The sequence below is a fragment of the Tenacibaculum sp. 190524A05c genome (assembly GCF_964036595.1).
GTDB classification, from domain to species: domain Bacteria; phylum Bacteroidota; class Bacteroidia; order Flavobacteriales; family Flavobacteriaceae; genus Polaribacter; species Polaribacter platacis.
The window spans coordinates 3,409,114-3,430,224 of the sequence record NZ_OZ038523.1 but is presented as its reverse complement, the minus strand read 5'-3'; the positions used below and the strand labels follow the sequence as shown (position 1 = coordinate 3,430,224).

Annotated in this window: 19 protein-coding genes and 1 riboswitch; of the genes, 4 read left to right on the top strand and 15 right to left on the bottom strand. The window is 31.7% G+C overall.

Going from position 1 to position 21,111, the window contains the following annotated elements; all coding sequences use genetic code 11:
- Together ABNT61_RS15290 and ABNT61_RS15285 are read right to left on the bottom strand one after the other, a co-directional pair.
- Positions 1 to 1,293: an O-acetylhomoserine aminocarboxypropyltransferase/cysteine synthase family protein gene (locus ABNT61_RS15290; RefSeq protein WP_348743842.1), complete on the bottom strand. Its 1,293-nt coding sequence runs from the start codon at positions 1,291 to 1,293 to the stop codon at positions 1 to 3.
- Between the two features lie 131 nt (positions 1,294 to 1,424).
- Positions 1,425 to 1,552: riboswitch (SAM riboswitch) on the bottom strand.
- Positions 1,553 to 1,641: 89 nt separating this feature from the next.
- Positions 1,642 to 2,619: an endonuclease/exonuclease/phosphatase family protein gene (locus ABNT61_RS15285; protein ID WP_348743841.1), complete on the bottom strand. Its 978-nt coding sequence runs from the start codon at positions 2,617 to 2,619 to the stop codon at positions 1,642 to 1,644.
- A gap of 130 nt (positions 2,620 to 2,749) precedes the next feature.
- On the opposite strand from ABNT61_RS15285, the gene ABNT61_RS15280 reads away from it, so the two are divergent.
- Complete coding sequence (locus ABNT61_RS15280; RefSeq protein ID WP_348743840.1) at positions 2,750 to 3,202, top strand: hypothetical protein; 453 nt, start codon at positions 2,750 to 2,752, stop codon at positions 3,200 to 3,202.
- A 172-nt stretch (positions 3,203 to 3,374) separates the two neighbouring features.
- Positions 3,375 to 4,520 (top strand): hypothetical protein, encoded by a 1,146-nt coding sequence (locus ABNT61_RS15275; protein ID WP_348743839.1) that lies wholly within the window; start codon positions 3,375 to 3,377, stop codon positions 4,518 to 4,520.
- Between the two features lie 30 nt (positions 4,521 to 4,550).
- Here ABNT61_RS15275 and ABNT61_RS15270 read toward each other — a convergent pair whose 3' ends face one another.
- The 6 genes from ABNT61_RS15270 to ABNT61_RS15245 form a co-directional block, all read right to left on the bottom strand.
- The gene (locus ABNT61_RS15270; RefSeq protein WP_348722773.1) at positions 4,551 to 5,063 is read right to left on the bottom strand and encodes a gamma carbonic anhydrase family protein; all 513 of its coding nucleotides are present in this window, start codon (positions 5,061 to 5,063) and stop codon (positions 4,551 to 4,553) included.
- A 6-nt stretch (positions 5,064 to 5,069) separates the two neighbouring features.
- The gene (locus ABNT61_RS15265; protein ID WP_348743838.1) at positions 5,070 to 5,801 is read right to left on the bottom strand and encodes a LytTR family DNA-binding domain-containing protein; all 732 of its coding nucleotides are present in this window, start codon (positions 5,799 to 5,801) and stop codon (positions 5,070 to 5,072) included.
- Between the two features lie 3 nt (positions 5,802 to 5,804).
- A complete protein-coding gene (locus ABNT61_RS15260) occupies positions 5,805 to 7,931 on the bottom strand; it encodes a histidine kinase (protein WP_348743837.1) in 2,127 nt (708 codons plus the stop codon).
- Between the two features lie 420 nt (positions 7,932 to 8,351).
- Positions 8,352 to 9,179 carry a glucosaminidase domain-containing protein gene (locus ABNT61_RS15255; protein ID WP_348743836.1) on the bottom strand — a complete coding sequence of 276 codons (828 nt, stop codon included), beginning with the start codon at positions 9,177 to 9,179 and terminating at the stop codon, positions 8,352 to 8,354.
- Positions 9,180 to 10,127, bottom strand: coding sequence for a 1-aminocyclopropane-1-carboxylate deaminase/D-cysteine desulfhydrase (locus ABNT61_RS15250; protein WP_348743835.1), 948 nt, complete (start codon positions 10,125 to 10,127; stop codon positions 9,180 to 9,182).
- Positions 10,128 to 10,132: 5 nt separating this feature from the next.
- Positions 10,133 to 10,972, bottom strand: a complete 840-nt coding sequence (locus ABNT61_RS15245) for a winged helix-turn-helix domain-containing protein (RefSeq protein WP_348743834.1) — start codon at positions 10,970 to 10,972, stop codon at positions 10,133 to 10,135.
- A gap of 141 nt (positions 10,973 to 11,113) precedes the next feature.
- Between ABNT61_RS15245 and ABNT61_RS15240 the strand changes: the two genes are divergently transcribed.
- The gene (locus tag ABNT61_RS15240) at positions 11,114 to 11,662 is read left to right on the top strand and encodes a hypothetical protein (protein ID WP_348743833.1); all 549 of its coding nucleotides are present in this window, start codon (positions 11,114 to 11,116) and stop codon (positions 11,660 to 11,662) included.
- A gap of 59 nt (positions 11,663 to 11,721) precedes the next feature.
- Here ABNT61_RS15240 and ABNT61_RS15235 read toward each other — a convergent pair whose 3' ends face one another.
- Complete coding sequence (locus ABNT61_RS15235) at positions 11,722 to 13,638, bottom strand: ABC-F family ATP-binding cassette domain-containing protein (protein WP_348743832.1); 1,917 nt, start codon at positions 13,636 to 13,638, stop codon at positions 11,722 to 11,724.
- A 131-nt stretch (positions 13,639 to 13,769) separates the two neighbouring features.
- Here ABNT61_RS15235 and ABNT61_RS15230 point away from each other — a divergent pair, with 131 nt between their 5' ends.
- Positions 13,770 to 14,162: a DUF983 domain-containing protein gene (locus ABNT61_RS15230; RefSeq protein ID WP_348709950.1), complete on the top strand. Its 393-nt coding sequence runs from the start codon at positions 13,770 to 13,772 to the stop codon at positions 14,160 to 14,162.
- A gap of 3 nt (positions 14,163 to 14,165) precedes the next feature.
- Here the strand turns inward: ABNT61_RS15230 and ABNT61_RS15225 are convergent, their stop codons facing one another.
- The 6 genes from ABNT61_RS15225 to ABNT61_RS15200 all read right to left on the bottom strand — a co-directional run bounded on the left by ABNT61_RS15225 (position 14,166) and on the right by ABNT61_RS15200 (position 21,075).
- Entirely contained in the window at positions 14,166 to 15,209 is a 1,044-nt protein-coding gene (locus ABNT61_RS15225) for an FAD-binding oxidoreductase (RefSeq protein ID WP_348743831.1), read from the bottom strand.
- Positions 15,210 to 15,282: 73 nt separating this feature from the next.
- Complete coding sequence (gldN, locus tag ABNT61_RS15220; RefSeq protein WP_348743830.1) at positions 15,283 to 16,167, bottom strand: gliding motility protein GldN; 885 nt, start codon at positions 16,165 to 16,167, stop codon at positions 15,283 to 15,285.
- 19 nt (positions 16,168 to 16,186) lie between these two features.
- On the bottom strand, positions 16,187 to 17,713 hold the full coding sequence (gene gldM, locus ABNT61_RS15215; protein ID WP_348722789.1) for a gliding motility protein GldM: 1,527 nt from the start codon (positions 17,711 to 17,713) through the stop codon (positions 16,187 to 16,189).
- A 33-nt stretch (positions 17,714 to 17,746) separates the two neighbouring features.
- Positions 17,747 to 18,400 carry a gliding motility protein GldL gene (gldL, locus tag ABNT61_RS15210; RefSeq protein ID WP_348709955.1) on the bottom strand — a complete coding sequence of 218 codons (654 nt, stop codon included), beginning with the start codon at positions 18,398 to 18,400 and terminating at the stop codon, positions 17,747 to 17,749.
- A gap of 54 nt (positions 18,401 to 18,454) precedes the next feature.
- Entirely contained in the window at positions 18,455 to 19,822 is a 1,368-nt protein-coding gene (gldK, locus tag ABNT61_RS15205) for a gliding motility lipoprotein GldK (protein WP_348740788.1), read from the bottom strand.
- 92 nt (positions 19,823 to 19,914) lie between these two features.
- Positions 19,915 to 21,075, bottom strand: a complete 1,161-nt coding sequence (locus ABNT61_RS15200) for a formimidoylglutamase (RefSeq protein WP_348743829.1) — start codon at positions 21,073 to 21,075, stop codon at positions 19,915 to 19,917.
- Positions 21,076 to 21,111 lie beyond the last annotated feature (36 nt).

Sequence of the window (21,111 nt, the reverse complement as noted above, 5' to 3'; positions counted from 1 at the left end):
TTACGCTAAAACTGATTTTGGAATTTTGGCAAATGCTTCTTGTAGATCTAGTTTTAAATCTTCAAGATTTTCAATACCAACTGATAATCGAATTAAATCTTTAGTAACTCCAGAAGCTTCTTGTTCTTCATCTGTTAATTGCTGATGAGTTGTACTCGCTGGATGAATGATTAAAGATTTTGTGTCTCCGATATTGGCAAGTAATGAGAATAGTTCCGTATTGTCAGCAACTGTTTTCGCGCTTTCATATCCTCCTTTTACACCAAAGGTTACAATTCCACTTTGACCTTTCGGTAAATATTTATCTGCTAATTTTTTATATGGACTGCTTTCTAATCCAGGATAATTTACCCAAGCAACTTCTTCTTGCTGCTCTAACCATTTTGCTAAAGCTAACGCGTTTTCACTATGTTGCTTGATTCGAACACCTAGCGTTTCTAAACCTTGAATAATTTGGAATGCATTTGTTGGACTTAACGCTCCTCCAAAATCTCTTAATCCTTCAAGAATTAATTTAAAAGTGAATGATAATTGCCCAAGTGTTTCGTAATATTTTAATCCGTGATATCCTGCAGATGGTTCTGTAAACTCGGGAAACTTTCCATTATCCCAATCAAAATTTCCACCGTCGATAATTACTCCTCCTAAAGAGTTACCTTGTCCGCCAATATATTTTGTAAGTGAATGAATTACAATATTCGCTCCGTGTTTTAATGGATTCAATAATGATGGCGTTGCCACGGTATTGTCAACAATAAACGGAACTTTTGCCGCCTTAGAAACCTCAGCAATTCCTTCTAAATCTAATACATCAAGCTTTGGATTTCCTAACGATTCAACAAAGAAAGCTCTCGTATTTTCCTGAACAGCTTCCTTAAAGTTCTCTGGATTTGATGCATCTACAAATGTGGTTGTAATTCCTAATCTTGGTAAGGTAACTTTTAATAAATTATACGTTCCTCCGTACAAGCTACTAGATGCGACAATATGATCTCCGGCCTTTAATAATGTTAATAATCCTGTTGAAATTGCAGCAGTTCCCGAAGCAAATACTACAGCTCCAACACCACCTTCTAAGGCAGCTAAGCGATCTTGTAATATCTGGTTTGTTGGATTGTTCAGACGGGTGTAAATAAATCCTAATTCTTTTAATGAAAATAGATTTGCTGCATGGTCTGAGTTGTTGAACACATAAGAGCTAGATTGATAAATTGGAACTGCTCTTGTTCCTAAGGTTTGTTGAACATCGTGTCCTGCATGTAATGCTAAAGTTTCAAATTTTTGCGTACTCATTTTTCTTCTTTTTGAAATAATTAATAATTAAACCAAAAGTCAAAACACATCTTTTACGATGATGCTTATAGAAAAATGTTATTAAGAATTTATAGAAATTTATATTTCGTAAGAAATACGAAAAACTTCTGTTGTTATCTATCCCAAAATTTTTAGGGTAGAATTTAGCACCTTCTTTGAAATACTGAAAAGAGTTCAGTCTAACCAAGGGTTGCTAAGGTTTCATAGGGTCTATTCCCTCCACCTTTCTTGATAACATTAAATCGATAAGTGTTTGAACTTTACGTCTGCAAATATTTGTTTATAAAAATTTAATATCCAAATTTTTAACCTTTTTTTTGAAAAAAATTATTTCAACATGAATTTCATACTTACTGGTAAATGGTCTGAAGACTGCGCAAATTCTGACAAAACCCTACCATCGACATAGGAAATAAAATTCTTTGTATAGAAGATGTAATCTAACCTTTTATATGGTTTTTTTGAATCAAAAGTATTTGCAAAACCATTCTCTGAAAATGCAGCATTTCCAATATTCTCTAAATTTAATACTTGCGCTATTGCAGGATCTTCAAAGTTTGGATCACTATTAAAATCTCCTAATAAAATAGTTGGGTTTGATTGTCCGTACTCAAGAAACTTTTGCACTACTACTTTAAGCTGTTTCACTCGAGTTTCCTTATCAAATGCTTCTAAATGTACATTCATCACTACTACCTCTTTTCCCTTAATCTCTAGCTTTACAATTTGTAAAAGTCGATCTAAATAAAAGGCATTTTTATAAAAAGGAGTATTTTCTACTCTTTCCAATACAACTCGTTCATGGTTCTTAATAGGGAACTTACTTAAAATAGATTGACCAGAAACTACTTTTCCAAAATGAGCTGAAGGTGGAAAATACGGAAAAGGCACATATTTTTTATCCCAATTTACAGTTCTAGCCACGTGATTATAACCTAATTTAGAAAGTTCTTCTTCTTGATTAATAAGGTAAGAACGCTTAGCACCATAATCGATTTCTTGAAAAGCAATAACATCTGGATTCAGCTGCTGAAACTCTTTTTTTACATGAGATAAATTACGATCAAACAATTCTTTTGGTCTTGCTTTAGTCGTGTTATTTGTCATACCGCTCAAATAACCAATATTGTAGGTAACAATTGAAAAAATTGAATCATTATCAAAATCTTGTTCATAATTGTTTGTAAACAGTTTTTGGTAATCTTCTTTATCCATAGTTGCATTTGATCCCCAGAAGTAAAAAACTACAACTAAACTCATGAGTAATACAACTAGTTTCAACAATAGTGATGCTACTTTTTTCATCTGACAAAATAGGTTTCAATGGTTTCTTCTTTCGCTAAAATACAGATTAAGAACTTTTTTCATTTAAAAATTAAACCTTTTCTCAATTCAACTGTCTTAGAGGTGTAGTAAATATTTAAAAAAACAAAACATGAAAAAAATAGTAGTAGCATTGATCGCATTGAGTTTATCATTTACAGTATCAGCTCAAAAACGAAAAAAAGGAAGTGATTTTACAGTTGAACAAAAAACTGAATTAGCCTTAAAGAAAATGACTTTAGACTTAGATCTTTCTGACAGACAAGCAAATAAAATCAGGCCTTTATTAGCAGAAAAAATTTCAGATAGATCTGAACATCGAAAAAACAAAAAGGAAAAAAAAGAAGATCGTAAGAGATTGAGTTCGGATGAACGATTTAAAAGAGAAATGGCTCGTCTTGATAAAATGATTGCATTTAAAGCAAACATGAAAGATATTTTAAATGATGATCAATATGAGCGATTCGAAAAAATTGCAGCTCATAAGAAACACAAAATGAAAAGAAGAGGAAAGCATAGAAGAATGAAGCATGATAGATCCGAAATGGATTTTGACAGAGGATAGTGGAGAATGAATATTTATTCATTTAATTGGTTTTTATCAAAACCCGGTTCAATTGCGAATCGGGTTTTATTTTTATTACGCTAATACCCTGTTTACCATCACTTAAAACCTTTTTTTACATCCATATTGTATAAAAGTTGAAATTTATTAAACAATTTAAAACTTTACTACTATGGAACAAGTAATTGAAACTAGCTTAGAACAAGCTAACAAGCTAATGCATGACGTTAGTACTACAGAATCGCATACAGCTCAATTAGAGTCTGATGTAAAAACGATTTATCAAGATCTTCAAACAATTGATAATGATTTAGCCATTTCTCAAAAAATAAATACAGATTTAAAAAACTTAGATTCTGCATTAAATGAGGCGGTTGAATTATTAGAAGTTGTATCAATTATTCCGGAAATTGGGGCAGAAGCTTCGGAATTAAAAAATATAATTTCTGTATTTAAAAAACCTGTTGATGAAGCTCTGGTAGTTTCTAACAAGGTAGAATCTGTTGTGGCGCCTGTTCGTAACGCAATTGGAAAAGTTGAACCTAAGGTTAAACAAATTGATAATGCACTTTTAAAACTTATGAATGCAGAAAATCAATTTGCTTCTACTTTAGGAGGAGCATTACAATGCATTAATAGTTTACCAAACTCAACAATTAAAACAAGTTTAGAACACGAGTTAGATAGTGCTTCTGAACCTGTTGATACAGCTGTTTTAAAATTTGATGCACAGCAAGTAGCGATATTAAATGCAATTGATAAAGCTAAAGAAGAAGCAGAAGATGTAAAACATTTGGTTATGGGATTAGGAAGTCTTCAAAATCAAATTAATGCTGTAATGAATGTTCTTAATCCATTAATAGCTTCTTTAAATACTGTAAAAAATGTTTTAAGTCATACCATTAGAGTTCCTTATGGAGGTTATCCAAAAACATGTTATAAAAAAGTTTTAGGAGTTAAAGTACCTTACCCATGTGGATGGCATACTGTATATTTCTCTTTTTCTGTTGAACAAATTATAAAAGGAGGATTACACGTTATTGGGCCAGTAATGAGTTTATTAAACAAAGCTATGAACGCGGTATTACAACCAGTTTTAAGAGCTTTACATTTACGTATTAATTTACCTCAAATTCCTGGTTTAAGTATCTTAAATGATTTATCAAATGACTTAACTTCATTCGAAGCTAACATTATTAATCCTTTAGATAATATATTAAACAACCTGAACTTATTTGAGAATATGTATACTGATTTAGAACAGTTTATTGATGAAATTGGAAAAATTAATAAAGCTTGTGGAATAGCATCAAAATAAATAAAAAAAGGTCTGAGAAATCAGACCTTTTTATTTAAACCAACTGGCGTATTTTACGTAATTATTTGCTATTCTGTCTACTTCACCTGAAGTGAGTTCAGGAGAAATATCTTTTACTTTCTTTGCAGGAACTCCAGCATATATACTACCACTTTCAACTCTTGTGTTTTTAGTAACAACTGCTCCTGCTGCAATAATCGTATTACTTTCAACAACACAATCGTCCATAATAATACTTCCCATTCCTACAAGAACATTATCGTGAATCGTGCACCCGTGAACTATTGCATTATGACCGATAGAGACGTTATTTCCAATAGTTGTTGGAGATTTTTCATAAGTAGCATGAATTACCGCTCCGTCTTGAACATTTACTTTATCACCCATTTTTATAAAATGAACATCACCACGAACAACTGCATTAAACCAAACACTACATTCTTTACCCATGGTTACTTCACCTACAATTGTAGCATTTTCAGCAACAAAACAATCTTCAGGAATTTGAGGTTCTTTACCTCTAACTGGTTTTATAATTGGCATTAGATTTTATTTAAAATAGGCCAATAAATTACCTTTTTTAGATGCGGATACCAAAATTTCTTTTCCATTATTCAATTCTACACTTCCACCTTTTCCTTTTTTGTACTTCGTAATTGCATTTATATTTACTAAAAATGATTTATGAATTCTAGCAAAAGGATATTCCTTTAGAACTTCTTCAAAATGTTTTAACGTTTTACTTACAACTTTCTTAGCGTTTGCTAAGTGGATTTCTGTATAGTTATCATCTGCTTTACAGAAAACAATTTCTTCAACATTAATAACTTCAAAACCATCTTGTAATGGAATTGTAATTTTACCACTTATTTTAGAAGTTTTAGGTTGTAAAACAGTATTCTGAAGTTGATCTTCTTTTTCTTTTATTTCTGTAACCAAACTAACTGACTTGATTAATTCATCGATAGAAATTGGTTTTAATAAATAATAAGTTGCTTGATTATTCAATGCCTCAATTGCATAATGATCGTATGCAGTTACAAAAATTGTTTCGAAGGTTCTGTTTTCAACTTTCTCTAATAAATCGAAACCGTTTCCAAAAGGCATTTCTACATCCAAAAACACTAAATCTAATTCATGTTTTTGAATTAAATCGTAAGCTTCCTGAATATTACTAGCTTCTCCTAAAAGCTCAATATTTGGGCAATATTTCCCAATATAATTACTTAATATTTCTCTGCTTATTTGTTCATCTTCGACAATAATAGTTCTCAATTTCATAGTTTATTTTTTTAGGGTTACTTCTACTTTTGTTCCTGATCCGTCTTCTAATACATCGGAAATTTGTACAGCCACTTTATCTTGATACATATCATTTAGAATAGCTATTCTATTTTTAATCGTACTCATTCCTTTAGACTTCTGTTTCAGCTGGTTTTTAGTTTTCATTTCCATGGATTTCTTTCTTCCAATTCCGTTATCTTGAATCACAATTTTTATACTATCAGCTGTTTCGTTTTGAATAGAAATCGATAAGTTTCCTTTCTCTTTTTTATATCTTAAACCGTGCCAAATTGCATTTTCAATATAAGGTTGTAACAACATAGGTGGAATCTTATAATCATCTAGATCAATAGACTCATCAACATCTATTTTATATTCGAATTTATCTTGAAAACGATTGTGTTCTAATTTAACATAAAGCTCAAGTAATTCAATTTCTTTAGTAAAAGGAATAAAATCCTCATCTGAGTTTTCCAATACCGAACGCATTAATACGGAAAATTCAGATAAATATCTATTTGCATTTCTCTCATCATTTACTGCAATAAAACTATTTACAGAATTTAATGCATTGAATATAAAATGCGGGTTCATTTGAGACCTCATTGATTTTAGCGCTAAAAGGTTATTCGCCAATTTTTGCTTCTGATTCGCTCTATGCGAGTAGTAACTCAACAAACTCATTAAAACCAAACCTAACAATAAAGAATAAATAATGATTTGTTGGCGAATATTTCTCTCAACAGTTAATTCCTTATCCTTATAAGCAACACTTAATTTACTTTCAGAAAGCTCTTTATCCTTCTCAAGAATCGCGATTCTACTTTGATTCTCAGCAATCTTTTTACTCAACCTCTGTATTTGATAAATTTCTTGTTCTTTCTTTAAATACAGCGTATCCACAACCTCAACAAAATCTCGGTAGGTTCTTAATGCTTTTACATAAGACCCAACGGTTGCATACACCTCAGAAAGTTTTCGAGTAGCATGTTTCTTAACTTCAAAATCCTCTTTCTTGTCAGCTTCTTTTATACTCTTTTCAAGATAATTGATTGCCTCATCGTAGTTCTCTTTTAAAACATAAGCGTTTCCAATTTTATAATTCATCTTTTGAGATGTTAATGAGTCTTTTGGCTCTTCAATCTCGTCCTCTTCTGTTTTAATCGATTCTCTCTTTCTCTTAACATTATTCCTTGCGTTTTTATCTACATTTTCGAGTATCTCTTTTCTTAACTTAATTTCATTATCATACTGCTCTGTTTCATTGTAAAAATCGGCTACCTCTTGCTGAACTTTTAAGGACGGTTCTTCGTCAAGTTCGGAAGCTTGTTCAAGTGTTTTATTAATTGCAGTATTTGCTTTGCTTAAATTTCCTTCTTTTGCATAAATATTAGCAATTTTAGCATTTAAATCAGGAATTTCTTCTTTTATAGATTTCTCTTCTGCAATTTCTAATCCTTTTTCATAATTATTTTTAGCTTTTTCAAACTCTTTCTTTGATAGAAAAACATCTGCTAATCCCTGAAAAACTTGAACTCTTTCATAACTACTTAAGCTTTTTGTTTTTAAATCATTATATGTTTCTTCACTATCATCGTACTCTTTTGCTAAATACTGAGCTTTAGCTAGCTGTAACAATGTTTCTACTTTTTCATTAATACGTAATGAAATTCGATAATTACTAATGGCTATGTCATATTGTTTCCAATGTAAATAGATATCAGCCAACACCTTATATGTATTTGCATGTCTTTGCTTTGACTGTTCGGATTCTAATAGGTTTTCAATAAAACTTAAACTTTTGTCAATATCTTTATATTGATAGAATTTTGCAGAGTCAATGAACTGCGTGTAATTTAACTCTCTTTTTTTTGCACTAGCAAAAAAGCTCTTTTTTGTTTTTAATATTTTCTTAATAACGACCTTAATGTCTTTATCTGAATCGATAACATGATAAACTGTATCAAAATCAGGGTGACGTACTACCAATTCGTCATGAACTCTTCCTTTCACTCTGTAAATACCTTGACTGTCAGATTTAGTAGTTATAAATGAATTTACACTTACCTCAGCATCTTCAATAAACCTTTTATTTGTTTCATCATAAACCTTTACTTTTAATTCCATAACCTTAGTGTTAGACCAATAAGGTTCTGCTTTCGGTTCCGATTGAGCTTTAGAAACCAGAAATGATAAAAAAAGGAAAATGAATATATATTTCTTGTACTGCAACTTTCTTCTTTATTATAATGTTAGGTAAAATTATCACCAAAAAACCAATAAAAAAAATCGTAATTCATTCTCTGATATTCAAAAAACTGGGAAAATGACCACTTTACTCATTATTATGTGAGTTTGCCTAAATGATTATCCAGGATAACTCATCCTAGTTTTTTTTTGAAAAAAGTTGATGTTAGATTTGAACATCAATTTGAAGTAAACATATCAACGATATAAAGATTTCTTAGCTATGTTAAATTAGAAATCAAAATTGAAGAAGGGAAAGTTAATCGTCAAAAAAAAGAGCAGTAAAAACTGCTCTTTTTTTTATTTTAATATCAATTCTTGACCGATACTTATTGTATTATTTCGAAGCTTATTTAGGCTTTTTAATTTTGATACCGAAGTATTGAATTTTCTAGCGATAGAATATAATGTATCTCCTTTTACTACCTTGTAATAGAAGTTTGTTTTCTTATTGTTATTCTTCTCTTCTTTATAACTTTTAGCAACCGTTTTGGTCTTTGTTGATCTATCATATTTATCCAAGTTATACTTCTTAATCAAAGCAATTAATTTGACTGGATATTTTCTATCCGTTGCATATCCCGCTCTTTTTAATCCATATGCCCAACCTTTATAGTCAGTAGGGTTTAATCTAAATAACCCTGCATATCTTTTTCTTGAGACTAAAAATTGCGAATGATCTTCATATGAAGTTTCAGGATGTTGATACTTTCTAAAACATTCACCAATTTCATCATCATCATGAGTAACACTTTTACCTTTCCAGCCTTTATGGCATTTAATTCCAAAATGATTATTTGATCTAATTGCTAATGGACTTCTACCACTACCAGATTCCAAAATTCCTTGAGCCAAAGTTATACTTGCCGGAATTTTGTATTTATGCATTTCTCTTACTGCAATTGGCGCAAACTTTTCGATATATTCTTGAGTTGTAGCTGTTATTGTTGATACAGTTTTCTTGGTAGTCTTTTTTGGTTTTACTTCAGGAATATCAACCTTTTTATCCTTTCTTGGTGCTGTTACTACAATTGGTTTTTGTGTAGGTTGAGTTACCACTTGCTTTTTTGAACCACAGCTTGATAAAAGCATTACTAATACACTAAAAATTACTACTCTCAACTTCATTTACAAGCTAATTATGTCTAATTGTTTTTTCCTTAATTTTTGATTGAAGCCATCAATACCTTGAATCCCTCCAGTATGAATAGCTAAAATTTTGGCACCTTTTGAAAACTTATTTCTTTTAATTAAATCTAAAATACCAAACAACATTTTCCCAGTATAAATAGGATCTAATAAGACTTTTGTTTCTGCTTTGAATTCATTCATAAAACGGATTAATTCGGAATTAAATTTCCCGTATCCACCAAAATGATATTCATTTATCAAACTCCAAGTATTCTGATTTCTTATTAATTGCTTTATCTCTTCCTGTAAAAAATCACCTTTTAAAGCTGGAAAGCCTAATATTTCTTGATGATTTTGGATTGAATTAATAAGTCCAGAAATTGTTCCTCCAGTACCTACAGCCACGCAAATATAATCGAATTTTTCATCTTCAATAGTTAAGATTTCTTCACAACCTTTAATTGCCAGTTGGTTAGTTCCTCCTTCTGGAACTAAATAAAAATCTCCAAACTTCTGTTTTAAACTATCTAGAAACTCACTTGTGTTTTTATTTCGATAGGCCTCTCTAGAAATAAATTCAAATTTCATTCCATAAGCTTTAGCCTGAGCTAATGTAGAATTAGTAGCAAGTGTTTTCTCTAAATTTTTAGCTAATTCTTCCCCTCTAATGATTCCGATAGTTTCAATTCCATTGAGTTTTCCTGCTGCAGCAACAGCTAAAATATGGTTAGAATATGCTCCTCCAAAAGTTAGTATTGTTTTCTTTTGTAGTTTTTGAGCTTCCTTAATGTTGTATTTTAACTTTCTAAATTTATTCCCAGAGATTTGATCATGAATTTTGTCTTCTCTTTTAATCCATAACTCAACATCACACTCCTCCAATATAGGAAGTCTTATTTGCTGGTTTTCTACATTTAAATTAAACTCTGGTAAATTACTCAACATACACGCTAATCTACTTCTAACTTATAACCAACACCATGGACATTTGTTAATCGTATTGAAGTATCTTCTTTTATTTTTTTTCGAATTTTCGAAATATACGTATCTAAACTTCTTCCCACAAAAACTCCATTATCTTCCCAAACTTTTTTTGTTAGCTCTTCCCGTTTTATTATTTCATTTGGCCTTGAAATAAATATCGATAGTATCTCACATTCTTTTTTAGACAAAGGTATTTCAACGGCCTGTTTTACCAATTTATTTTGATCAGGATAAAATAAAAACGCTCCTAGCTTTTGTGTTCCTGAATCTTTGCTATTTGGATTTTCGGTTTTCTTGTTCAGATACCATACTACAATTACTATTAACAAAGTAAACAACAATGAAACGAAAATATAAATTGGGGTTAACCCTTTTCCTTTCTCTGAAGTAAAATGTACGGTAATCACATAACAACTATTGGGTAAATTTCTTCCACTACAAGGAATTATTGACTTTTCTTCATTAAGAATCATTTCAAAACTGTAAGCTATTTCTTCACTCGCACAGTTTTTAACTTCTACTCTATATTTTGCCGGTAAATCTGCCTTTTTAAAATTGCTATTTATAATGGTTACCAATTCACTTGGTTCTATCTGCAAATTATTTTGGAATGACATTTTATACTGATCTTCCTGTAATTGCTGCACAGGTAAAACAAGTGATGTAGAATCTTTTTGAGAAAGCAATAATTGATGCCCGACATTTCTAAGTGACACCTTTACTTTTTCTGAAAAATCAGATTTTTTTTGCTCACAGGAAAGTAATAAGAGGGTGCAAAAAAGTACACCAAAAAGTAATTTGTTCATAGGTATTACAAATAACTCACTTTTTGTAGACTTTTTACAGCCTTTGACACTTGTTTTACACTTTTTTGACACTTTCTACAAGACTTTGAACTAGTTTTACCAAACAAAATAAGCACTATTTATTAAATTAACACAAAGAATATGAATAAGTTACTTTTACTCCTTCTTGCCATTTTACTATTTTCTTGTAAAACAAAAGAAAGCAAACCTGCATTTAGTGAAAAAGTGGTTTCCTACAACTATGAAGTTTCGGATCAACCTAAAAACAGAAAAAATCCGTATTCTGTTTTATTCAGTTTAGAAAAAAATTCTTCCGATACCTACACAATTGTTACTGATGTATTTTTAAGTCAAGGTGCTCATTTCATTTCTCCGAGTTCAAAAGAAGATTTTAAGGGTAAGTTCAGAATTATAATTCCTGAAAATGACAATATAACTGTAGATAAAAACTTGATTGAAACTCCTAAATCTCATGAAGAATTTGACCCTCATCCATTTGTTGCTGGTTTTGTAAATTGGGTAAGAGTAAATACCACCTACAAACAAAAAATGACGCTAAAAACTAATAAAGATTTTACTGTTTCTGGAACTGTAGAATTTGTAGTAGAACCAAATTGCACCTTGGAAAAAGTTCCTTTTACTATTAAACAAGAAAAGGGATGGTTGGTAATGTATGATGATGGATGTTAATATAGAATCAACGTCATCGCGAAATATTTCATCCCGAAAATTCGGGATGATTTTTATTCTTAAAAACTTGCTATTTTTTCTTCAACTTCTTCCCATTCCAACATTAAATCATCAATTTTAGCCTTCTTGGCTTTATACTCTTGGAAAAAGTTTGGTCGAGAAGAAACTTCATCATAATTCTGTGCTAATTCTAAATCTGTAGCTTCAATTTCTTTTTCTAGATCAGCAATTAAGTTTTCAATTTTTGAAGATCTATTTTTCAACTTTCTTAATTCTCGTTCTTGCTCCTTAGATAATTTATAAGCTTCCTTTTTACTTGTATCTTTTTCTTCTTTGACAACTGTACGTTTTTCAGCTTCTCTTAAATTATCAATTTTATGTTGTTCCAAGAAATAATCAATATCTCCAAGGTATTCTTTGATTACTTTATCTTTAAAACCATAAACTTTATTCGCTAAACCTTGTAAAAACTCACGGTCGTGAGAAACCAAAATTAATGTTCCGTTGAAGTTTTGTAATGCTCTTTTCAAAACATTCTTAGACGCAATATCTAAGTGGTTTGTGGGCTCATCCATGATTAGCACATTAAAAGGAGTCATTAATAACTTACATAAAGCTAGTCTGTTTCGTTCTCCTCCTGATAACACTTTTGCTTTCTTTTCAACAGTATCTCCACTAAATAAAAAAGCACCTAGCATATCTCGAACACGAACTCTATTTGTATCGTTTGCAGCTTCTTCAACTATTTCTAAAACCGTCTTTTCTGGTGGTAAGTATTCGGATTGATTTTGAGCAAAATATCCAACTTCTACATTGTGACCTAATTTAAGATTTCCTTCATAAGGAATCTCTCCTACCATCATTTTAGCTAAGGTAGATTTTCCTTGTCCGTTTTGTCCTACAAAAGCAACTTTTGCGTTACGTTCTATCATTAAGTTCACATCTCGTAACACTTCTTTATCTCCATAACTTTTAGCTACATTTTCGGCTTCAGCAATAATTTTACCTGGTTCTTTTGAAATTTCAAAACGAACATTCATAACAGCATTTTCATCTTGATCAACCTCTATACGTTCAACTTTATCCAGTTTTTTAATAAGAGATTGTGCCATCGAAGCTTTACTTGCCTTTGCCCTAAATTTTTCTATTAGTTGCTCGGTTCGTTTAATTTCTTTTTCCTGATTTTTCTGAGCTTGTAGTTGTTTTTCTTTTATGTCCGCTCTTTGCTCTAAATATTGAGAATATGGTTTTTTATAATCATAAATCTGACCTAAAGAAATCTCTATTGTTCGATTTGTAACATTATCTAAAAACATCTTATCGTGCGATACTAAAACAATTGCCCCAGGATAAGATTTCAAGAAATTCTCTAACCAAATAATCGATTCAATATCTAAGTGGTTAGTAGGCTCATCCAGCAATAAAATATCATTGCTTTGAAGTAATAATTTAGCTAACTCGATTCGCATTCTCCATCCTCCAGAAAACGTATCTGTTAGTTTATCAAAATCTTCTCTTTTAAAACCTAATCCTTGTAATATTTTCTCGGTATTTCCTTGATAATTATATCCTCCTAATAACTCGTATCTTTCTGTTAATTCATTTAAATCGACTATCAGTTGGTTATAGCTTTCACTTTCATAGTCAGTTCTTTCAGCAAGTTGTTGATTAATTCCTTCTAACTTCCCCTCAATTTCTTTTATCTCTTCAAATGCTTGATAGGCTTCTTCTAGAATAGTCCTTCCTTGAACGAAATCTATATCCTGACGTAAAAAACCAATTTTAATGTCTTTGTCAAATGCTAAAGTTCCTCCACTACTTTCAATATCTTTCGATAAAACTTTTAATAACGTAGATTTTCCAGCTCCATTTTTTCCTATCAGTCCTACTCGATCTCCTTTAGTTAATTTAAAAGTTATTCCAGAGAACAAATCTGTCCCCATAAAAGATACCGTTAGGTTGTGTACATTTAACATAATTAATTGTTAATTATAATTGGTGAATAGGCATATTTTATAAGAATGTCTGCCGATTCCTTTTTATTTTTTCGAAATTTGTACAAACTTACAAAACTGATCACCTTTAGCGGTGAAAAATACGATAATATATGTTGGGTAAAGGAAACAAATTGTACAGCATTCTTAACAACAAATGCCCCAGATGCCACGAAGGAGATTTTTTCAAACACAAAGCTTCTTTCAACGTAAAAAAAGTAACAGAACTTCATGAAAACTGTTCTCACTGCAAATTAAAATACATGATGGAACCTTCTTTTTTCTTTGGTGCCATGTACGTAAATTATGCTTTAGCTGTGGCTCTTTTTGTTACTGTTTTTATTATTTCTAAAGTGTTTTTAAACTTTGATATTCTAACTAGTTTTATAGCTGTAATTGTAGTTTCATTGCTACTTACACCGTTTACATTAAGACTTTCAAGAATTATCTGGATTAACCTATTTGTTAGTTACAAGAAGAAGGAAGAGATTAAGCAAGAATCTTAAACTTTAGTTTTCGAATCTTTTAATATCAATCTCCTTATCTAATTCTTCACCATTTTCAAGGTGATTAAAGAGATTTTTAGCTATCGTTGGTGCTATCATAACTCCGCGTGTTCCCAAACCGTTTAAAACGCATAAATTCGGAAATTTGGAATGTTTACCAACTAACGGCCTTCTATCTTTCACTGTAGGGCGGATACCCGCTGTTTGTTCTACAATTATGAAAGGAACAGATATTGTCTTTTTTAATTTATCTACCAATTCTTTTTTACCCTCTTCTGTAGTATTTAAAGTTTTATCTGTCCAGTTAAAAGTTGCTCCAACTTTGTAATGGTCATTTCCTAATGGTAAAACAAATACTGATGACTTTAATAGAAAGTCAATATTTAACTCAGGAGCATGAATGGTTATAATCTCACCTTTGGTTCCATTTAATGGTAAAGTATTGAAAAAAGGATTTAATTTAAGTCCAAAACCCTCACTAAAAACCACTCTATTAGATTCCACATCCTTGTATATAATTTTATCCCTAGAAACCTCTAAATCTTCATAAGAGAAACTTTCCTCTCTTAATTTATCATTCTCTAATAAATGAAAACGATACTTCTCAATAAGTAGCTTGGTATCAATTCTCCCAGTACCTGTTAATTCTCCAAAACCATAATCTCCTATTACACCTTCAATCTTTCCTTTTGAAATATCAGGTTTCATGTAATGAGACAACATTGGCTTATCTAATGCTGTAAACCAATTATTCTCATCTCCTACTGAATTGAAAACCTTCTTAGTTATGAATTTTGTATCGAAGTTGCATTGTAATTTATCTGATAATTTCTCATAAAATGGCATTGCCAGTTCCAATTGTTCATGACCATTCCAAACTGGAGTAAAACGTTTTAGAATAACTGGATTATATGTTCCACCAGCAACACTAGAGGAATTCTGTGAGTCATCTTCAAAAATTAAATAGGACTTTCCGTTTTCTTCTAACTGCTCAACAAAGGCCAGACCTGCAAGTCCTAAACCAACAACGATATAATCAACTTTCATTTTTCAAAAATAGTTATTATGCATAAAAAAAGCGCTCAAAATTGAGCGCTTTTAATTTCTTATAATATTAGAATTAGTAGTTCCACATGTCCATTTCACGGTCACGTATTCCTTCTTTAATTCTATCTGCTTCTAATAATTGGAATAATGAATTCCCTCTAATATAATCAGCAATCTTTCTATCACCATATAAGTTTTCTTCTTTAACAACTGTTGCATTAAAACGACGAGCGTTTAATAAGTTGTCATAAGAAATTGGGTGAGCAGAATTCTTAGGATTGAAAACTTTAGATTCATGTAATACTTCTCTCGCATCCGGGAAGAAAACCCAGAACAATTCGTAAACACTGTCTTTATCATCAATCTCTTCAACTCCCATTACCTGTACATCAGGTCCCATAGGCGAAATTGCTAACATTCTATACTTTAATTCACCTTGTCGCTTATCGAAGTACCATATTCCCTTGATTAGATAACCTTTAATATGCTCCGACTTCACAAAATATTCATCAGTATATCCTCCTTGTTCTTCACCACCATCAATTTCTCTAGTACTCTTGGTCATCTCTTCGATTTCCTTCATACCAATTTTAGTAGTAAAATAAGAATCCTGATATACTTCCGTAATTTTCCCTGTTTTAATTCCTTTTAACAGTGTATCGAACAATGAACGTCTTGTATTAGAAGTATTCACTGTATCAATTGGATAATAGTATGGTAAGTTGATCTTTTGGTTTAGATCTACATACTCCCAAACCACCTTAGACCATAGGACATCTCTGTCACTAATGTATCCATAAGGTAAAGGTTTGTCTGCAGCAGCATCTAACTCAATCTCTTGTTGAGACTTTACTCCAATCTCCTCTACTTTATTAGCATTTAATAGATTGACTTGAGCTGTACCTACATATGTAGTAGCCACTGCCATAATAACCATATAAAAACGCTTCCAATTCATACTCTTTTGTTTTATATTATTAGTTTGAAACTTTAATAACTACTGGTAATACTTTCTTAAGTTTATATCCAGAAGTTGTAGCTTTAATATCGTAAATCGTAATTTGATCTCCTCTTCTAGCTTTATTAATTGCCTGCTTAGCTCTACCATTCATAGTAGTACCGGTAACAGGAATTGCAACTTGACCAGGAACTTTTATTTTAAAAGCCGATACATTTAATTTTAAATCAAATAAGAAGTCTGGTAAACCTGCACCAACTCTAATTTTACCTACACTTGTTTTAGGCATAGAAACTGTACCATACTGACCTCTAACCATTCCCACAGCTGGTGGGATCTCTTTAATTCTAAATTTCTTATTAGAACTAACTTTCTTTCCATCAGGTAATGTTCCTGTAACTCTAATTGTTACTTCGTTACCTTTACCTGGTCTCATCATATAGCTATCTCCTTTAACTCTTTTAAGTCCTGCAGCAGAAGCTGAAACTTTGTTAGAAGGAACTCCAGGCATAGAGATTGTCATTGGGTTAGATAAACCACGGTAAACCGCATTCATCTTATCCGCAGAAATTACTGCTTCGTTTGGTCTTGGAATTACAGAATATCCACCTTGGATTGGAATTTCTACTAAAGAATCATTCTCTTTAAAGAAGAAAGAACCTTTAATTTCTCTATCTCCAACTCCACCTGCTGGACCATCTAAAATAACCTGACCTGCTTTAATTTTATCTTCTGGCCAATCATTACCATTGATAACAACTTTTTCTGCTGTTAAATTTGGATCATTTTTACCTAGTACAATCTTACCAGATAATTTCTCTCCAGGATAGTAAGCGTTTTTATCAAAAACTACCATTGCATCGTAGTTTGTCATAGAAACTGCACTTTCTAACTCACCTCTTAATAAAGAAGATAAGGCATCAGATTCAGTCGCTTTAACATCAGCTTGAATTTGAGTTAACTTCGTTAAAGAAGCAACTAATGGGAAACCTTCATAGTGATAGTTTAACCAATTTAATTGTGCTCCATCCTTGTTTTTAACAGGATTTGTACTAAAACGTTCGTTTACAGTACCTGCTAATTCAGAATCTCCTAATACCTCTAAAGAAGCCTTTCTGAACTCATCCATTTTAGAAACAAATTCTTTTCCTTCAGGAGTAATAGTACCACTAACAAAGAAATACTCATCTAAAAACTTAGATTTATCCATTGTTTCATAGTCCTTCTTATCCTTAACGTCAGAAGTCATTTTTCCTTTTAAATCTTCGATATACGCATAAAAGTCGTCAGCTTTAGATTTAAGCTCATCAGTTTTTTCTTTAGCTTCTCCATATTGCTTAGCTTGTTCAGCTGCTTTAGTTGCTAAATTTGCGTATGCTTTTGCATTCTGCTCAGATGCTCTAGTATTTGCATCTGTTAACTTTTCATTCATCAAACCAAAAGCTGATAATACCTCCTTACTCATGTTCATCGCTAACATTGCAATGAAAATAAGATACATAAGGTTAATCATCTTTTGCCTTGGAGATTGTTTTCCGCCTGCCATAATTTACAATTAGTTTGTTTAGTTAATAATAAATTACTTTGTGCTCATTGCAGATAACATTCCACCATATACTCCGTTTAACGAAGATAAGTTTGTTGCTAAAGATTGCATTTGCTCTTGTAAACGTTGAGAATTTTCTACCATTGCTGTATTTAAATCAGCTTGCTTAGAAGCATTCTCTACTTGTGTTTGATATAAAGTGTTTAAAGAAGCCATTTGTGCCGCTGCTTTAGACATTTGTTCGTTATAAGTGTTAGTAGCAGAAATAGACTGAGATGCAGATGCTAATGGCTCTACAGCTCCTTGGAAATCTTTAATACTAGATCCTAATCTAGATACTAATTGTGCATCTAACTTAGCTTCTTTCAAGATATCATCTAACTTTTTAGATAATAAAGACTGAGCTTCTTCTGGTGAAGCTTCTTTTTTACCACCTCTACCTGTAGATGTTCCATCAGCTAATTCAGGATAAACTTTTGTCCAATCTAACTCGTCTTCAACTGGTTCGAAAGCAGATAATGCGAATACGATCGCTTCCACAGCCATACCTATCGTTAACATTACACCTCCTGTTAAAGGTCCAATCTTAAAGTGCATGATTTTAAATAATGCTCCTAGGATTACAACTGCTGCTCCTAAACCATAAGCCATGTTAAATAATCTCTTAGTTGATTTTGATTGTGCCATAATAATACTTGTTTTTTAATTAGGGATATTTATTTATTACTTATTAATTGTTCTTTATTGTTTTTTGGTTCCTAAATAATCTTGAACGGTTCTGAAACCAATATAACTTCTTGAAGTATCTGCGTATTCCCAGTCACGAGAACCTACCTCTAAAAAGTATGCCACGTCTTTCCATGATCCACCACGTACAATTTTACGACGGTTTTTGATGTTTTCTACATTTGGATTCATTGTTGACCCCATATAGTAAGACATTTGATTATAAGCAGTATGAGTCCATTCTGCAACATTTCCTGCCATATTGTATAATCCAAATCCGTTAGGGTTGTATGATAATGCTTCAACAGTATATAATGCACCATCCGCTGCATAGTCTCCACGTACTGGTTTAAAGTTTGCTAAGAAACAACCTCTATCACTTGTAGTACTTGGACCTCCCCATGGATACTTAGCATAATCTAAACCTCCACGAGCTGCATATTCCCATTCAGCCTCTGTAGGTAATCTGAATGATGGAACTAATCCTAAGTTTTTCTTTGAACGTTGATATGCATTTTTTGTTTTTGTTCTCCAGTGACAAAAAGCTCTTGCTTGGAACCAATCTACACCTACAACTGGATAATCTTCGAATGCTTTGTGTGCAAAGTATTCTTGGTGCATAGGATCGTTATAAGAGTAATTGAAATCCTTTATCCACACAGTAGTATCTGGATAAACATTTAACACCTTATCTTTAAGAAACGCTTTTCTGTTTTTTCCTGTTCTTGCAGCTTCTTCATTATCGAACCAGTAATATCTGTAATTCAACAACTCAGTATTAAAAGTAGGAATACCGTTTAAAGCCTCATCTTTATTTAAGTATAAAGAATCCATAACTTCAACATAATCAGCGTCTGGAAAATCTTCTTTATTCCAAATTATTTCTTCCTCCCAGTTTAGAGGTTTAATAGAATCTAATCCTTCTCCAACTTCATAGTAATTCTCTCTCATATACTTCTCATATGCAGATTCACCTACAGTATCTTTAGAAGCGAAAGCATATAACTGTATACCTGTTGGCTTTGCACCGTCTGCTAATTCATCACCAGAAGCAAATTCGGCCTGATAAGCCAATTTAGTTCTAACTATTGAGTCTTTAACCCACTTAACAAACTGTTTATACTCGCTATTTGTAATCTCAGTTTCGTCCATGTAAAATGGTTGAACAGTAACTGTTCGTGTAGGCGCATTCATAGCTCCTAAAGGATCTTCATCTTGTTTACCCATTGTAAACGAACCTCCTTTTATATATACCATACCATATGGCTTTTCTGCGAACCATTTTCTTTTAGACTTAACTCCTACTAATTCTCCTCTATCATTGCTAGATCCACAACTATAGAAAAAAACTAATATTAGGGCAAATAGTGCTACTTTCTTCATACTTTAAACTTATTAAAGAGTTCGTAACTTTCTTATTAATGAATTATTATTTTTTCAACATTTACGACCAAGGGATGCAAATATAACTTTTTTTATGTAAGTTTTTGCTGTGCCTTGTACCATCTTTCAGGAATTTTTTGCTCTAATGCTTGTGCATAATCTTGATATGCACATGGTATTAACGCATGTCTCTTGTATTTATTATCCGATATCAAATTTATCTCCATCCACCATCTGCCACTTTTGTCGCTTTTATAGAAATTAATAGGATCATCGTCTTCAAGGATCACACTGAACTTTTGATAGTTCTCCTTGCAAGAATACGGATAATCTTTTGCTCTAAAATTCACTCCTTCGATGAAATACCAAATTGTTTGGGCAATTAAACTAGATGTTTGGTTATTATTATCATATCGTCCGTTAAATTCATAGATTCCAAATGAAGTAACTTTATCACTTATCCCAGCATATCTGGCTATTGCACAAAGTTCTTCCCCATAAAACCCATTAGGGACTGCATTTTTATTTCCTGGGGCGTCACTTAGACGAACTGCACCAATATCGATACTAACGATATCTGCATCTCTTAAGATCGGCTCCACTAATTCTAATTTTTTAACCTCTCCAAGTCTAAAAGTATCAAAATATAGATTTTGAAGCAAATTAATTTCTTCTTGAGAGTTAAAATAAGTTTGATAACCTAAATTACTATAGTTAAAAAGATTATTAGGCTCTTCCATTATAATTTTACTTAAATAGGAATTCGCACTCAAATCTTCTTCTATATTTCCTAAATCAAAACGATTATCTATTACAGATAAATTAATAGTCTGATCTAACTTATCATATGCTCTGTAATTTGCATAAGTTATATCTTGACTTCCTCCAATTAAAACAACTGTAATATTTTTTTTCACTAAGGACGAAACAACATCAGCAACTGCGTAATATGTATCTTCTACCTTATTACCTGCTTCAATGTTTCCTAAATCTGCAATCTTTAAACTCCATTTACCTGGAAAAAGTTCGTAGAATTCTTTTCGGATTTCAGATAAATCCTCTCCACAACCATTATTATTAACTGAATTCCTACCCTCTTTAACACCTACTATAGCAACAGCAACTTCATCCAAACTCGGAACTCCGTTTTGGATGGTATGAATTTCAATATTTCTGCCGATGGAATTAGGTGATTGCAACACTGTATGTGCAAAGACCTTTTCATCTATAGGTGATAAAAAATCGCTATTCATTAATTTAGGGGATTAGTGAACTGGACCAATATATAA

Bases quoted from the DNA above. Each gene is read 5' to 3' on its own strand.
- ABNT61_RS15290 (WP_348743842.1), bottom strand. From the start codon at position 1,293: ATGAGTACGCAAAAATTTGAAACTTTAGCATTACATGCAGGACACGAT.
- ABNT61_RS15285 (WP_348743841.1), bottom strand. From the start codon at position 2,619: ATGAAAAAAGTAGCATCACTATTGTTGAAACTAGTTGTATTACTCATG.
- ABNT61_RS15280 (WP_348743840.1), top strand. From the start codon at position 2,750: ATGAAAAAAATAGTAGTAGCATTGATCGCATTGAGTTTATCATTTACA.
- ABNT61_RS15275 (WP_348743839.1), top strand. From the start codon at position 3,375: ATGGAACAAGTAATTGAAACTAGCTTAGAACAAGCTAACAAGCTAATG.
- ABNT61_RS15270 (WP_348722773.1), bottom strand. From the start codon at position 5,063: ATGCCAATTATAAAACCAGTTAGAGGTAAAGAACCTCAAATTCCTGAA.
- ABNT61_RS15265 (WP_348743838.1), bottom strand. From the start codon at position 5,801: ATGAAATTGAGAACTATTATTGTCGAAGATGAACAAATAAGCAGAGAA.
- ABNT61_RS15260 (WP_348743837.1), bottom strand. From the start codon at position 7,931: ATGGAATTAAAAGTAAAGGTTTATGATGAAACAAATAAAAGGTTTATT.
- ABNT61_RS15255 (WP_348743836.1), bottom strand. From the start codon at position 9,179: ATGAAGTTGAGAGTAGTAATTTTTAGTGTATTAGTAATGCTTTTATCA.
- ABNT61_RS15250 (WP_348743835.1), bottom strand. From the start codon at position 10,127: ATGTTGAGTAATTTACCAGAGTTTAATTTAAATGTAGAAAACCAGCAA.
- ABNT61_RS15245 (WP_348743834.1), bottom strand. From the start codon at position 10,972: ATGAACAAATTACTTTTTGGTGTACTTTTTTGCACCCTCTTATTACTT.
- ABNT61_RS15240 (WP_348743833.1), top strand. From the start codon at position 11,114: ATGAATAAGTTACTTTTACTCCTTCTTGCCATTTTACTATTTTCTTGT.
- ABNT61_RS15235 (WP_348743832.1), bottom strand. From the start codon at position 13,638: ATGTTAAATGTACACAACCTAACGGTATCTTTTATGGGGACAGATTTG.
- ABNT61_RS15230 (WP_348709950.1), top strand. From the start codon at position 13,770: ATGTTGGGTAAAGGAAACAAATTGTACAGCATTCTTAACAACAAATGC.
- ABNT61_RS15225 (WP_348743831.1), bottom strand. From the start codon at position 15,209: ATGAAAGTTGATTATATCGTTGTTGGTTTAGGACTTGCAGGTCTGGCC.
- gldN (WP_348743830.1), bottom strand. From the start codon at position 16,167: ATGAATTGGAAGCGTTTTTATATGGTTATTATGGCAGTGGCTACTACA.
- gldM (WP_348722789.1), bottom strand. From the start codon at position 17,713: ATGGCAGGCGGAAAACAATCTCCAAGGCAAAAGATGATTAACCTTATG.
- gldL (WP_348709955.1), bottom strand. From the start codon at position 18,400: ATGGCACAATCAAAATCAACTAAGAGATTATTTAACATGGCTTATGGT.
- gldK (WP_348740788.1), bottom strand. From the start codon at position 19,822: ATGAAGAAAGTAGCACTATTTGCCCTAATATTAGTTTTTTTCTATAGT.
- ABNT61_RS15200 (WP_348743829.1), bottom strand. From the start codon at position 21,075: ATGAATAGCGATTTTTTATCACCTATAGATGAAAAGGTCTTTGCACAT.